13 protein-coding genes are annotated in these 14,416 nt (G+C 44.3%); 1 reads left to right on the top strand and 12 read right to left on the bottom strand.

Translation table 11 applies throughout. The features are described from left to right. The 8 genes from AC4II3_RS25060 to pipX all read right to left on the bottom strand — a co-directional run. A partial coding sequence (locus AC4II3_RS25060; RefSeq protein WP_488012589.1) for a sulfotransferase domain-containing protein occupies positions 1-890 on the bottom strand: 890 nt, incomplete at its 3' end. Positions 891-908: 18 nt separating this feature from the next. Continuing rightward, positions 909-2,252, bottom strand: a complete 1,344-nt coding sequence (murJ, locus tag AC4II3_RS25055) for a murein biosynthesis integral membrane protein MurJ (protein ID WP_488012587.1) — start codon at positions 2,250-2,252, stop codon at positions 909-911. Positions 2,253-2,261: 9 nt separating this feature from the next. Next, complete coding sequence (locus AC4II3_RS25050) at positions 2,262-3,749, bottom strand: RNA-guided endonuclease InsQ/TnpB family protein (protein WP_488012585.1); 1,488 nt, start codon at positions 3,747-3,749, stop codon at positions 2,262-2,264. Between the two features lie 187 nt (positions 3,750-3,936). Continuing rightward, entirely contained in the window at positions 3,937-5,391 is a 1,455-nt protein-coding gene (locus tag AC4II3_RS25045; protein ID WP_488012584.1) for a GumC family protein, read from the bottom strand. A 406-nt stretch (positions 5,392-5,797) separates the two neighbouring features. Then, the gene (gene proC, locus AC4II3_RS25040; RefSeq protein ID WP_488012582.1) at positions 5,798-6,622 is read right to left on the bottom strand and encodes a pyrroline-5-carboxylate reductase; all 825 of its coding nucleotides are present in this window, start codon (positions 6,620-6,622) and stop codon (positions 5,798-5,800) included. A 70-nt stretch (positions 6,623-6,692) separates the two neighbouring features. Beyond that, the gene (locus AC4II3_RS25035) at positions 6,693-7,280 is read right to left on the bottom strand and encodes a cell division protein SepF (protein WP_488012580.1); all 588 of its coding nucleotides are present in this window, start codon (positions 7,278-7,280) and stop codon (positions 6,693-6,695) included. Positions 7,281-7,574: 294 nt separating this feature from the next. Continuing rightward, on the bottom strand, positions 7,575-7,874 hold the full coding sequence (locus tag AC4II3_RS25030) for a hypothetical protein (RefSeq protein WP_488012578.1): 300 nt from the start codon (positions 7,872-7,874) through the stop codon (positions 7,575-7,577). Positions 7,875-7,895: 21 nt separating this feature from the next. After that, positions 7,896-8,165, bottom strand: coding sequence for a transcriptional coactivator PipX (pipX, locus tag AC4II3_RS25025; RefSeq protein WP_488012591.1), 270 nt, complete (start codon positions 8,163-8,165; stop codon positions 7,896-7,898). 948 nt (positions 8,166-9,113) lie between these two features. Here pipX and AC4II3_RS25020 point away from each other — a divergent pair. Next, positions 9,114-10,229, top strand: a complete 1,116-nt coding sequence (locus AC4II3_RS25020; RefSeq protein ID WP_488012576.1) for a geranylgeranyl reductase family protein — start codon at positions 9,114-9,116, stop codon at positions 10,227-10,229. Positions 10,230-10,338: 109 nt separating this feature from the next. Here the strand turns inward: AC4II3_RS25020 and AC4II3_RS25015 are convergent, their stop codons facing one another. The 4 genes from AC4II3_RS25015 to tmk form a co-directional block, all read right to left on the bottom strand. Then, complete coding sequence (locus AC4II3_RS25015) at positions 10,339-11,103, bottom strand: hypothetical protein (RefSeq protein WP_488012574.1); 765 nt, start codon at positions 11,101-11,103, stop codon at positions 10,339-10,341. A 406-nt stretch (positions 11,104-11,509) separates the two neighbouring features. Then, complete coding sequence (locus AC4II3_RS25010) at positions 11,510-12,112, bottom strand: peroxiredoxin (protein WP_293077858.1); 603 nt, start codon at positions 12,110-12,112, stop codon at positions 11,510-11,512. Positions 12,113-12,524: 412 nt separating this feature from the next. Then, positions 12,525-13,484 (bottom strand): DNA polymerase III subunit delta', encoded by a 960-nt coding sequence (gene holB / locus AC4II3_RS25005; protein WP_488012572.1) that lies wholly within the window; start codon positions 13,482-13,484, stop codon positions 12,525-12,527. Continuing rightward, positions 13,454-14,146 (bottom strand): dTMP kinase, encoded by a 693-nt coding sequence (gene tmk, locus AC4II3_RS25000; RefSeq protein WP_488012570.1) that lies wholly within the window; start codon positions 14,144-14,146, stop codon positions 13,454-13,456. The genes holB and tmk overlap by 31 nt, the downstream gene beginning before the upstream one ends. Between the last annotated feature and the right edge of the window lie 270 nt (positions 14,147-14,416).

Raw genomic sequence — 14,416 nt, 5'->3', positions numbered from 1 at the left:
ATCCTACAAACTTTACATACCAAGCATTTCAGGCTGTTTCGTCGCCCCCCCAGCACCTTTTCCTGAGGCTGCACATTAAGGCGTAAATAGACCGGATCGAGCGACCGTCGAATTTTCCTCAAAACTTTGTGAATGGGTTTGTCTTGCGTATATTGACGCATCGACTTTAAAAACTGCTCATAATTCCGGTGAAACCACCAATTTTTTACTGCCTTACTGGAATTATATACTTTAAAGAGATAATCCCCATAGAAGCTGGGATCAATTCCTGCAAATCCACAAATTTTTTCAAGCACAGATTTGGGATTACGGGATAGTTCTTCATAAAAATTGACATAAATTCTATCGGATCCGAATAACTCAAAGTAAGGCTTTAAGTAGACAGAATAACGCCCTTGCTCAAGGGAACGCATATAGGTATAGGTATTTTCGTGATCAAAATTATCCTTAATTAATTGCTGTTCAACATAGGTATCAAAACTGATATCTTGAGGAAGATACTCTTTTTGTTTAGCAAACTTATACCAAGAAATTAATCGAGAAACCGGTTCCCTTAGGATAAATATAAGTTTTACATTTGGTAGAGATAGTTTTATTTTATGGGGTGTCCCTGATGAGTAAAGATAGTCTGGTGTTGCCTCCATCCGAATTTTTTCGCAATGGGAGCACTGAGCAGAACGAAAAATATCATCATATTTTTCTAGACCATCTTCATATCGATAGTTGGAAGCTTCAGGATAATCTTTATCCAAAAAGAAGCGAATTTCTTTGAGGTTAGAGGTACACACTTGAGGATGATCAGCTAGATAATAAAATAGTGATGTTGTTGCCGCTTTTGTTGTCCCTCCAATAATCAAGTAAGAGTGCTGTTTAACCCTTGAACTATTCATAGAGTTTATTACCTCTCATTAACTAGAATGGTTTTTGAGCAGAGAAACACCCTTTTGATGGAGTAGATAGATGATGAGTATCACATAGATAATAGCCATAACAGGCCAACTCATAGCAATACCAATTAATCCCCAAACTTGCCAAAATAACCAACTCAGAGCAACCCCTACAAATGCCATGGTCACCATACTCCAGACAACCAAACCATAAGCTCTCTGAGCATACAAACCAGCTTCAAGCACGGGGATTAGAGAAATAAATGCCAACGACAGCCCTAACCACAAGAAGACTTGAGACGTCTGCTCAATAGAGGTAGCTTCAAAAGAACCATGTCCGTATAGCAAACGAATGATTTCTCCATGAGATACCACAATGAAAAGTACTGCAGGTAAGCTTACTAATAGGGTTTTAGTCAAGTTTTTGCGCAAAGCCGATCCCAACCGGGATTTATGCCCAGCTAAGTCATGCTCTGTCATGGCAGGCAAGCTGGTGGTAGCAATACTGACACCAATAATCGTTTGAGCAGCGGAGACGATCCGAATTGCAAAGTAGAATGTGGAGACCCCGCCAACTGCTACTAAAGAAGGCAGCATCTGACTCTTGACTAGATTAGAGCCTAGCTTAATAACAAAACCGATAGTGGGTAAAGAACCTGCTTGCCACAGACGCAGTAGGTCATCTTTGCCAGCCCACGCCAACCATTGATGTTGGTGTCCCGCTTTAAAAGCATCTAGAAATACCAGCACAAAGAATCCAGCAAATCCCAAGGTATAAGCGTACGCTATCCACAGAGCAATACTAGACTGTTGCCATCCCAAGCCAATCGCAGCCACTACGAAACCTGGTGCGATCGCATTCCGCAGAGCTACCGCACTAAAGCGCCTTTGGCTGTTGAGGATCACACTAAAGACCGCAATCCCAGGAGCAAACAAAACCATTGGCGCACAGACCCGAAATAAAAACGTTGCTTGTGCTCTACCCTCTGGAGAAAATCCTGGGGCTAACCCAGTTATTATCAATGGCGCTAGAATTTCCAACAGAATAGTTAGACTAACGCCGAGTACTAAAGCTAAATTGACAATGCCACTGACCAAGCGATGATATTCCCTGTGACTCAGAGCATCTCGGCGCTCCATAAACATTGGAACCAAGCTTTGTCTAGTTCCCTCCCGGCTCACGGTATCAATTAGTCGCGGTAAGCTCAGGGCAACAATCAAGGCATCTGTGGTTTGACTAGTGCCCAGTTTCGCCGCCATCAAAATGTCTGCAACCCACGCCAGTAGCATACCGAAGAAGGTCAGTGACATCACTCGCAGCGTGGGAGATTTCCACCCTTTGATTATACGCTTGGATAGGTTCATTGCTATTAGTTACAGCCTAGACCTGATTAAGGTAGGAGACTTGGAGTTTTTCCCAATTGGATTGTCCATGCTATTGACATCTCCCCCGGCTGAAGCACGGAGGATTCTACAAGGTTGTGAAGTGGCGGGTTGAAACCGCGCCACTTCACAGCTTGTTCGATATGATCTAGAAAGAGATTTAAAAAGATCATGTCGATGTGGGAGTGTCAAAGCTCCCCTACCCACCTTGGTCAGGTCGATACCTAACTGTGTGGCTACTTTTTTGGCTATGTTTGCGGCACCGTTACAATCGGCATTGATCAGGTGTCCAAAAGAAGTTTTGTACAGCCCGCGCCTCATCCTTCTACCTGATGCTTTCCATCCACTGGGTTTTTCACCGTGTTTTGGTAATGGGTCATCATCCAGAAAAGACGCCTTACTGGTGTACGACTCTTCAGTAATTGTTAGCTTGATACCATATTCGGAACAAAGTTGTTTCAGTCTTTCGATTAACCTTTTAGTGGGGATGACTACAAAGTTTTGATTTCCTAGTCGCCCCATATTTAAAGAATCTTTTTGACGTTCGTTCCACCCGATAATTAAATTTCCAATGCGGTCACAAAGGCAGCGATTGATTATAAACCTAGCTGCTTTATTTATCGCATCCCTGATCTGATTATTTCGTTTTCTTTGCACTCGTGCTAGGTTCGCATCCCAGTAAAACTCAGGTTTACCGGTTTTATACTTCGCGACTAATCTGGCATAACCTTGATTCATTGATTTGAGTTTGCGGCCATCAATGATTAGGCTTTTTCCTTGGGTTGAGACACCAGTTAGCCAGTTATCACCACCGTGGTCAAAACTCCACGCTTGGGAATAGTCTAGGTTAGGATTATTTTCGATCAACTGCTTCTCATCATCAATAACCCAGTCAATCCATAATTGTCCTAGGTACGGGCGAACAGTTACCTCTTTAACCCAATCTGGATCTATAAACCCGGGCGGCGAGAGTGTAATCTCCGTAAGTAATTCTGGTTTGCTCTCTTTACTGATTGACGGGTAAAATAAGCCATTCTTATAAGTCAGCGCTTGCCGAGGAAAAGTAACAGCAGCCAGTCCCCCTTTCTGGCGGTATCTGAGGAGCCTTGGTCTATTTACCTGACCTTTATAGTAAAGACTAACTAGCTGGTTATAACTAGTAATTGATTCGGCTACAGATTTGAGGGTTTGCTGTGCGGACTGAGCAGCCATTGCTTTGTAGTGAGAGCTATCTTTAAGACTTTTGCACAATTCTGCGTATTTAACGCTACACTTGTAAGTTTTCCAGCCGTATCTTAGATCATCCCCTTTCCAGTAAGTCGTAAATGCTTCGGGCTGCTGTTCTAGCCAACCATAATGTTTTTGTTTGGAGTAATACGTAGCACAATTCCATAAGCTATTGGCCTGTTCGCACTGAAATAGCCAAAAAGCATTTTCTTCATCTGAAAAGTTGGCTTTTAATGGAATTGTTTTGTACACGTCACTATCACCTCCTTCTTTAGATTATAACTTATTGGAATGGATACATCGGGGTAAACCCCGTCGCGTCCGTTTCATCCCCCCTTTAGAAAAGGGGGACTCTCACGTTCCCGGATCTTTTGGTAGTTTCCAACAATTTTGTAATTGTTGGTAGATCCAAATTGTTCCTACTTTTCAATTTACTGGTTTAAGACTCAGGTTGAAGTACCGGAGTGGAATCTTTGGGAGCATCTGTCTTAGAACTTGGTTTTTCCCAGGCCAGGATAACCAGCCCAGTTGTCATTAACAGGGAAAGCGCTACAGCTCCGAGGATCACCGTTTTTTTTGTATTACCAACAGGTTCTTTCGGTAAGTTCGGCTCTACTAACAATTGCAGGGTTGGATAAGCACTAGCATGATCCGATTTATTGACGTTTAATTGAGCCGACTTGGCCGTAAATATAGCTTCCGAGATTTGCACCTCTCGCTCAAGCTCAGTCAGGGTTAACTGCTCCTGAATCAAGGTCTGAAGTCTAGACTCTAACTGAGCAATTTGTTCTGCCAAGGTGTTAACTTGACCCGTTAGTCCCTGTTGTTGAGCTCTCTGGTTGATTAACACTTGTGCCAGATTTGCTCGACCTGTCTGGGCATCTAAGCCTAAATTGAGATTATCCAAACGTTGAACATCCATCCGCTTGCCCAATAGCTGTTGGCTACGAGCAAGTAATGCCTCAAGCGCCGCTTGCTTGTTAGCTTTGAGATTAATCACCTGAGGGCTGTTTGGTGTCCATTGAGAATTGAGTATCGTTAGGTTAGCGCTAATATCGCTATAGTTTTGCCAAAGTTTTTTAAAGACTTCATCATCCTGAAGCATCAGAGCATCGGCTGCTTGGTCAGTTGACAACCTTAGGTTAGCTTCTAGCTGCCTTAATCCAGAGGTAGAAGCTTGCTGCTGAGCCAATAAATTAGCACGCTCCACTCGCAACCTCTCTACTTCTTCTGAAAGGTTCTTGATTTGTTCAGAAATTTTGAGCAATGACTTCTTTTTGAATTGAGACAGCTTTGTTTGGGCTTTTTTTAAGTTACTATTAGCAGAGTCTAACGCTAACAACGTCTTGTTATCCTGACGAGATGATTCTTCTTCTCTTAAGTCATAAATCCGTTTAACTAACGCTTGATAAAAAGCCCGAGTATTTCCCTGAGCTTCCGATGGGCTTTTGCCATCCGCTTCAAATTCTATGATAGTGGTACCTCTATCCAAAGAAACCCTTGGCTTGGCAAACTCTTCAAAATCTTTGACTGAAGTCTTAACAGCAGCAGCAGCTTCTTTTAAAACTACTTCACTCATGGCGATATACTGGTAGTTCTCTCGTGGATCTACCTTTAAAAGATATCCGTAAGGAGATTTCTCACCTGGATTGGAGGAAGCTTGACCGACTCCAGGGAGTTGAACAGATCCTTGAGAACCCACACCAGGTATAATCGCTGCTGCCTTACTGGTGTAAGTTCGAGGGATTTGCTCGAGCACAAAAAAAGCTAAACCGAAAATAGCAGCATTGCTCAAAATACCCAAACTTATGTAGGAAAACCATTTTAAGCGATTGGGTCGAGAACGTTGGCGTGCTTTTGGTAAGCCTCGAATCGGAATTGAAGATTCTGTCATCTGTCTGTCATCAAGTAGATGCAGTCCACAAATTTACATTCAGACTAAATTATGAATATTTTGTGATTATTGTAGTTCAGATCCGGTACTTTTAAACGATTGCGGCCAATGGCATAAATCCTTTAGCTGCTATTATAGAACTAGTTGACAGAACTAGATGACGCGCACAATAGGTTTTTTTGGCTATTCATTAAAAAAAACCCCCATAGGACTACAAATGCAGATGGGGTTAACCAAGGCCAACTAACAACGGCCTAGTCTAATAGATATTAAGATTCACGTGATCAATCAGTTCTGATCGATTTTCCACTTACCCTACCAGGGAAGCCAAGGGTTAAAAACCGTGTCCAAAAGGCCACGCTACAGGAAAAACCGTAGTCAAAAGGCCACGCTACTCAAAAAACCTCTAACTTCCCAATTCCCGAGAACGCTGATAAGACCCCAAAACCGCCTCAATCAAAGCCGAGCGAAAACCAGCTTTCTCCAACTTAGCGATCGCAGCAATGGTGGTTCCCCCAGGACTAGTAACCTGATCTTTCAATTGAGCTGGATGCATTTGAGTTTCTTGTAACAGCTGGGCTGTCCCCAATACTGTAGACTGAGCCAACTGTAATGCGATCGCTCTGGGTAATCCAGCTGCCACGCCCCCATCTGCTAGGGCTTCCATCAAAATCGCCACATAAGCTGGGCCTGACCCAGATAAACCGGTCACCGCATCCATCAGGTGTTCCGGAATCTCTACTACGTCACCAACAGCCCTAAAAATTGTCTTTGCTTGCTCCATTTGATCAGGCGAAACCCATTTTCCAGCCGCTAGTGCTGTGATTCCCGCCCCAACTGTTGCAGGAGTATTAGGCATTGCCCGGATCACTGACTGGGATGGAAAAGCGTTTTCGAGCCGTTCCAGAGGCACTCCAGCTAGAATTGAAATCACCATTGGCAACGTTCCTAAGCTGTGACCGTTGTCACCTCTACCCATTACCAGTTCTGCTGCTACCGCTTCAAATACCTGAGGTTTAATTGCTAGTAACAAAACCTCTGATGCTGCCGCTGCGGCTTGGTTATTAACAGTTACCCTGATCCCGTATTCTTGCGCCAAACCATCGCGGCGCTGCTCCAGCAGCTCACTCACCAAGACCTCATCAGGCTGGTAAAGTTGTTGGGCAAGTAGGCGGGATAGGAGGGCTTCTCCCATGACACCGCCACCAATTATGCCAAGTTTTATAGGCAACCCAACACCTCTCTTTTCAACTATTTAATGTTATTCACGCGCGCACTAGACACTTGTCAAGTCCTGACTCTTACTGAGCCATTTGATCTGGCTCAGAACCCCAGGCTGGTGACGGAGCTGTCTGACGGGGAGGAGGAGCCTGGGGAGTAGGTATTTCATGAATCACACCAGACTGAGTACTTACCTGAACACAGCTTGGTGTAAACAAGAAAATACTTTCACCAATACGCTCTTGATGACCATCAATAGCGTAAGTCCCACCAGCCACAAAGTCAACTGCTCGTTGTGCTTGGTCTGGATCCATGATGGTCAGGTTTAAGACCACCGACTTCCGTTCCCGCAGTGCCTGAATCACTTGGGGCATTTCTTCAAAGGAACGAGGTTCAATCACTGCAACCTCAGAAAGGCCATTGACTGCTCCAGGCATGCCAATCACATTATTGATGGGAGATGGCCCTACCCCTGCTTCTGATACCGTTGTCCGCTCCCGAGAACGGCGTCTGGTCGGACGTTCCTCCTCTGGTGGCGGTTGAACCGGTTGCTCTTGTGGGTAGGGAGTTGGGTAGGCATCCCCCTCAATGTCTTCATATTCGTATTCGTATTCAACTGGCTCATTCAGACCGACGAAATCGCGCAGCTTATTAAAAATACCGCTCATAGTCAACTCTCCATCACAACTTCAGTGTAAGCTTCTGCAAAGCCGATAATCGACCTTCTCTAGGGCAGCAGTCTTTAGTAGATGCTTAGACTAGAACTTCAACAGTCTAACTTACCCCTGAGCTTACTTAATAATTTTCACCCTTGAGAACACCACAAGGCTATCAATATAAAAAATAGATCTGCCTTCTGCTCGGAGTGTAGTTTTTGAAAAAACACTCCGAGCAGAAGGCTATGCCATTATATATAAGAGGGCAATATTGATGATGGATGTGGTTGGGTACATACTACCCCATTACTTCCTCATCCCATAATCTAATTTCAGCCAAACCTCACAATCGTCGTTGACACCTACTTCTAGCGGTAAGACCAACCCATTGAACAACCTTCGATGTGGTTGTGGGTACTCCAAATTTAGCATCCGGCAAAAGAAGCCCCAGGTCCTAAACACTTTTGGAGGCAATCCCGCCGATGGAGCAGCATCAGCCCCTCCCCTAGCTTCTAGGGACATAGTTTTAGTAAAGGCAATCAGCGGTAGATTTGGTGGGATTTGTTGGCGAATCTTGGTAATGGGTTCTGTAATTAAACTAATCATCGGAAGGTTTCCTGATGGAACTTATTGGAAGGTTTGCTGATGGATAATTCTAAGCTGCTCATAGTCAGCCGATGAACCACTGCGCCTAAGTAAACGAAGGCGATTTTCTACCAACAGGCGAGCCTCAGAACGACTGATGGGCTCAAAGGCAATGCCATTGGTAGTACTTTTCACCAAAAAGAAAAGTCTCTGGGCATAGATCGTAGTGAACAACTCTTGTTGTGGTTCAACAATGCAAACCCGAAACAGTAGACCAAAATTGGGGTGATTGAGGTAGTTTTCAGAACTCATCAAAATCCATATTAGGCGGGACTTGAGCACCGAACGATCTTGGGTTTTGGGAAAATAAGTCATTGCCATGGCTTATTTTCCCTTAGTAAGGTTAGTGGTATTATGCCAGGGGTTTGGTTGGGAGCGTTAATTCAAGTAAGACTAGGAGTCAGCAAGACCCTAACAATTCCTAAAGACCAAAACCGAAGTTATAGAGATAATAGCTTGAGCGCGTGGATTTGAGTTTACCAGGGAGAACAATTAGGGCTAGTGGTGATTTTGTTTCTAACGGCATTACACTTGTAAGATAATGGCCATCTGTTATAATTTACCAAGTCTACCCAAATCTGCTATAACAGCTCTCCTACCTTGGTTGAACTCCTCAATACCGATACCAACCGATTTGAGATAGACTTAGGATTGAGAAGAAGCCCATAGGGAAAGAGCATGGGGAGGAAAAAAATACACTAATAGTTTTGGCTATAGTTTTGGCTATAGTTTTGGCTGTTACTTCGTGAAACTTTAATAAAGATTGCTCAGAACTCCACATGTTTGAAAAATTATAAGTCAATAATGGTTATACAAACTAATAATCACCATAATAATTAGCCAACTCAACTATCCGGATTAACGAGTCTAATGACTGAAAAATTTAGTGAACAAGAGACAAAAACTATCAGTATAGAGTGCATCTAGATAATAACTGATTAGGCGTTTTCAGGATGTTATTGATTAAGGGTAAGCCTTTTCCTAATAGCCTAATCTCGACCCTGCAATCTTTGTAGGGTCATTATTATGAATTGATAGTGATTTTACAATTACCGAATGTTAGTTCGTCTCAATTGCTGGGCATCTTAGTGAGTAAGTCCTGGTAAATTGGTCACTCAATTTGGATAGTAGGCTGACACACTGGGCTGTTAGTCTGTGAACTTTAATCGATAAATCTTTGAGGAGTAAAGTAGAAACATCATGTTTGACTGCATAATCGTTGGTGCGGGACCGGCTGGTGGAACAGCTGCTTATCACCTGGCTAAAGCTGGAAAGTCTGTGGTGGTTCTAGAAAAAGAATCCTTACCCCGGTACAAGGCTTGTAGTGGTGCGGTTTCCCCACAAGTGCAACAGTGGTTTGATTTCGACTTTACACCTGCCATATCTCTCAAAGCTGAGAGTGTACGCTACACCTGGAAAATGGATGACCCAGTAGAGGTGAAACTGGACACTCAAGAACCCGTTTGGATGGTGCAACGAGATGTTTTCGATCACTATCTCATCCAACAAGCCCAAAAACAAGGTGCTGAAATTCGAGATAATACAGCAGTTACAGGGGTAGAGTTTAAGGGAGACCACTGGCAGGTCAACACTGTCAATGGCACTGTTGAAGGTCGCTACGTGATTGCAGCTGACGGTGCTACTGGACCGATGGCAAAATGGTTGGGATTCAAAGAACGTAAGTCACGTTTAGCATTAGCCCTAGAGGTGGCCAAATCGGACACCAATAGTAAGGAGATCCATTTTGACTTTGGTCAAGTCAAAAATGGCTTTATCTGGAGTATTCCTAAACCCGAAGGCTACTCCATTGGTCTTGGCTCCTTACGGGGTGGTGACCTCAAAGACATGGAAAAAATAGTCAAAGGTTATGCCGAGAAATCCGGCTTAGACTTGAGTAGCTGTCAACAGCACGAAGGTGCCATCTGTGTCTGGGAAGGTCAGGAAAAGCTGCATACACAAAATGCTGTATTAGCTGGGGAAGCTGCCTGTGTGGTGGATCCCATGACTGCTGAGGGAATTCGACCCTCTATGTTCAGTGGCATGAAAGCAGCTGAGGCCATTCAACAAGCTTTGGCAGGTCAAGCAGATGCCTTAGAAAACTATACCCAGGTCATGCAGGAAGAACGGGGAACTGATATGAGTTGGGCTGCTAAGCTCGCTGGAGCTTTCTACCGCTTTCCTGGAATTGCTTACAAAGTCGGCGTTAAAAAACCCGTTGCTACTCAAATCATGCTCAACATTCTCTGTGGGGAATTACGCTACTCCGATGTGGTCAATCGTGCCATGAAGCGCTTGAACCCATTAAGCGGGGGTTAATAAGTGATCAGAATTATTGATTTGATCACGTCTTTTATCACCTAAATAGTTAGAGTTGTTGAGGGTTGACAGTCAAGAGTCAACCCTCAATCGTTAACAGATAACAGAATTAATGTCGGGTAAAAATGACCATACTTGACCCCACCACAGGACTACGGGCAACTAACGTTCCCTCTAGGTCAGTAATTTCCAACTTGCTAAAGTCTAATTCTTGAGACTGGCTCAGCATCCTTTGAGCTAAGCTATTCTGCTGAGCATCGTTGAGTTGGTACCACTCATCACTGACCTTGACCAAGAGCATACTTCTGAGAAAGTTCGCCTCAATTGCTTGAATCAGGTCATTACCGTACTGAGCCGTAATACCCGCAATTTGATTTTGAATTGCTACAATCAGGCTTTGTTCAGGAGTTAACTCTGGTGTGGGTATGGGTTCCGATTCCACAAGTTGTGATTCCTCAGCCACTTCCAAATTTTCTGGAGAATTAATGGTATCACCAGGAACTTGTGCCACCTGTGCTGGTGTCTTTGGTAGAAGCGCTAGTGTTGTCCATAGAATGACTACTACCACGCTTGCGATCGCACCAGTCAACATCCAATCAGACAGTTTTTCATTCCAAGCTGCCGGTAGCAAGGAGCGGACTTTTGTCAAGGTGCCATCCCAAAACCGGCCAAGACTACTAAGAATAGGAAGTAACCGATTCATTAATCCAGACTTAGGCTCAGAAGACGATAACTTTCCCTTGCCAGTTGTCTGAGGTGATTGACTTGTTGTTTCCAAGCTGTCTTCGGATTTATCTGTCACTGATGGTGTCGGCGGCGTTTGAATTGGTTCATCCTTTGCCGCTTCTGGCTGCTGTTTTTGCTCTTCTGACATTGTATTTCCTCCCAGGCAGCGCCATTTGTTGATTCAATGGATTAACACTCCTCCCTACTCACTATATGCGAACCAACATCTGTAGGTACTGACACAGACTTCTTGACCATTTTGCCACAAAGAACGAGCATTCTTGACTGTTGTAGTGCGAAGGGATAGCAACTTTTGTTTTTGCTTACTTCCGTACTATATGCTCTAGCCAATTAGGAATTAGATCAGATTTGCTAATGCAGCAATGGTCAACTTGCTTACTAGAAATGCAATGTTGTATCACTACCTATTTATCACTACCCTCAAAATGTTCCCATAATGTTAATGGGAAATTGAAGAGGTATTATACCCAATCAATTTCCCAGTATCAAAGCTCCGTCTTCAAGGTAGGAGGGCGGAGATATTTGCGGTTCGGTTATACCGCAGCAAAGTAAACTTTTGATTTAACAGGGTCAGGGTTCATAGTTTTGTCACCTGGTTGCCACCCTGCTGGGCAAACTTCATCGGGATGAGTTTGAACGTATTGAATCGCTTTCAAGGTACGCAGGGTTTCGTCAACGCTACGACCAAAGGAGAGGTTATTGATAGTAGCGTGCTGGATAATGCCCTCCTTGTCGATGATGAATAAACCACGCAAGGCAATACCGGCTTCCGGGTCAAGAACGTTGTAAGCTGTGCTGATTTCTTTTTTGATATCAGAAACCAGAGGATAAGCTAAATCGCCTACACCACCATCCTTGCGGTCAGTCTGAATCCAGGCCAGGTGAGAGAATTCACTGTCAACAGAGACGCCAAGGACTTCGGTGCCTAGTTCTTTGAATTCTTCAAAGCGATCGCTAAATGCAGTAATTTCGGTAGGACAAACAAAAGTGAAGTCTAGGGGATAGAAAAACACAACGACGTATTTACCACCATAGTCAGACAGTTTAATTGTCTTGAACTCTTGCTCGAATACAGCAGTGGCCGTGAAGTCGGGAGCCAGTTGGCCTACCCGGAGACATCCTTCTGTTGTAGTCATGTAGTTATGCTCCTTATAGTGTGTAGGGTGTCAGTTGGCTACAGATTGCTGATCAAGTGGTGGTCACCTCAAACCGTGCTACCCATACTATTTCTCAAAGTGCTGGCTAAATACATACATCTTGAGAGGGAATTCATGGATAAGAAAATGATCTACCCAATATCCGATTTTCATGGCCACACCATGATCTGTAACCAACCACACAAATGGTATCAAATCTAATTGATTATTTACGAACCTTTACAAATATATCATAGTCATAACGATTTTGATTAGTAGGGTTTCCTTCAGGTGCGACCCGTGGCGAATTTAATTCTTAATGGTAAGAGCGTACCTAAGTATCCAGTATTAGGAAATACTTGATGGCGCTTTATCCTCGATCCTTCCCAATTACTCTTTTACACTTGATTCTTCATCCTTCAAGAATACTCAATTCCAACAGGGTTACCTCCCAAACCAATCGCGGCTGAGCATAACTTAGCAGGTATCGCCGAGCTTGCTCTAGCTTTTTAATCATGTCTGGTTGAGTGTGTGATTGCCAGTAGCAGTGTTGTAAATACTTCACTAACCAAAGCTGAGTGTGGGTATCCAGCTTGTTGTCGATTTCCTTTGCCAGTTCCAACGCTTGACGGGATGTGTGGGGTAACTGGGTAAGTTGGGTAAGTAAGTTTGGAGGCATAGCTTGGAGTTGCTCAAAAGCAGCGATCGCTTCCCCCGGACTTCCCTGGGCAATGGCGAGTACTGATGGTTCCTGTAAAATCTGTTGATGACCGGTTTGCCGCAGCACTGTTGTCATAGTTTCGGGCCCCAGGCGATAAAATGGAATCCGCTGACAGCGAGACACTAGGGTTGGCAACAAAGATTCAGTGCTAGGTGCGATCACTATCAACGTAGCGTTTCCCGGTTCTTCGAGAGTCTTCAGCAAACCATTGGCTGCTGGCTCTGCCATAGTTTCTGCCTGCTCTAGTACCACCACCTTGCGCGATGCTTCTAGAGGAGAATTACTCAGAAACCGAGCAATTTCCCGAATTTGTTCCAACCGAATTTGGGGGGGTGCCTGACGCTGAATTCCCTTTTGGACAGCTTCTGTAGCAGAGACCAGTTTACCATGGTGGAGATAGGTTGGCTCTATCCACAATACATCCGGGTGATTGCCCTGAATCAGTCGTTTTTTAATTGAGACTTGCCCATCAGCTGGGATACCTTGACAAAACAACTGTTCAATAAAAGCCCGTACTACCAGACTCCGGCCCACGCCAGATGGACCAGCAAACAGGTAGGCGGGAGCAATGCGCTTGGTTGTAATTGCTCCGTGCAATAATGCGATCGCTTGGTCTTGCCCTAGGATAAAATCGAACGCTCCTGGAACCATGATTTAAACCGTTCACGCAAAATCTTCTGAATGGAATTATGGACTTCCTCCTCACTGTAGCTAGCATCTACCCGAACAATCCGATGGGGATTTTGTTGATACAACTCCTGAAATCCCTGCTGCACTCGTCGGTGAAATGCTAAGTCAGCTTGCTCCATGCGGTCAACGGTTCCCCGCTGTCGCGCCCGTTCGAGACCAATTTCGACATCAATATCCAGCCACAGGGTGAGGTCACTTTCCAGTCCACCAGTAGCAATTTGATTAAGCTCCTCGATTAATTTCAAGTCAATACCTCGGCCATAACCCTGGTAGGCAATTGTAGAATCCGTGTAGCGATCGCATAAAATAATTGCTCCGTTGACCAACTGTGGCTTAATCAACTCTTCAACATGTTCAGCCCGATCAGCAGCATAGAGTAAAAGTTCAGCCCGAGGGTGAATAGGTGAGGAATCTCTATCCAGTAGCAGTTGGCGAACCTTAGCGCCTAATAATGTTCCCCCCGGTTCTCTAGTGACTACAAGGGGTCTTGTTTGATTTCCCGAACAAACAGTACTTAGACAGTCTTGTAAGCCACCAGCTCGAAGCCAATTTGAGCATCGCTGTAGTTGGGTAGTTTTACCACCACCTTCCACTCCCTCGAAAACAATTAGCTTACCGCTCAAGCCCACCTCCTCTTATACTCATGCAGCTAATAGTTAATAGCCTACAGCTAAAACAATGGGTTGAACAAGCTCAGGTAGTAAGTAAATTAAATCTTCAATAGCCGTCCAAATTAGCGTGGGCTAAAATCACTTCTCATTAAGCTGTGCTAAGAAATACTGACGATATAAATCACAACTTGGCATGACTTGATTGCCGTCAAATGTTATCAAACCTAGCTGGGGGGGCGACATGAGAGCTAAAAAGTAGACTGTATAAGCTTCATAGCTCTC

The sequence above is a fragment of the Moorena sp. genome, assembly GCF_982860115.1.
This window is presented reverse-complemented; position numbering and strand designations above follow the sequence as displayed.

Coding starts and splice junctions, on each gene's coding strand:
- AC4II3_RS25015 (WP_488012574.1), bottom strand. CDS start 11,103: ATGTCAGAAGAGCAAAAACAGCAGCCAGAAGCGGCAAAGGATGAACCA.
- AC4II3_RS25020 (WP_488012576.1), top strand. CDS start 9,114: ATGTTTGACTGCATAATCGTTGGTGCGGGACCGGCTGGTGGAACAGCT.
- pipX (WP_488012591.1), bottom strand. CDS start 8,165: ATGAGTTCTGAAAACTACCTCAATCACCCCAATTTTGGTCTACTGTTT.
- AC4II3_RS25045 (WP_488012584.1), bottom strand. CDS start 5,391: ATGACAGAATCTTCAATTCCGATTCGAGGCTTACCAAAAGCACGCCAA.
- murJ (WP_488012587.1), bottom strand. CDS start 2,252: ATGAACCTATCCAAGCGTATAATCAAAGGGTGGAAATCTCCCACGCTG.
- AC4II3_RS25035 (WP_488012580.1), bottom strand. CDS start 7,280: ATGAGCGGTATTTTTAATAAGCTGCGCGATTTCGTCGGTCTGAATGAG.
- AC4II3_RS25030 (WP_488012578.1), bottom strand. CDS start 7,874: ATGATTAGTTTAATTACAGAACCCATTACCAAGATTCGCCAACAAATC.
- AC4II3_RS25010 (WP_293077858.1), bottom strand. CDS start 12,112: ATGACTACAACAGAAGGATGTCTCCGGGTAGGCCAACTGGCTCCCGAC.
- holB (WP_488012572.1), bottom strand. CDS start 13,484: ATGGTTCCAGGAGCGTTCGATTTTATCCTAGGGCAAGACCAAGCGATC.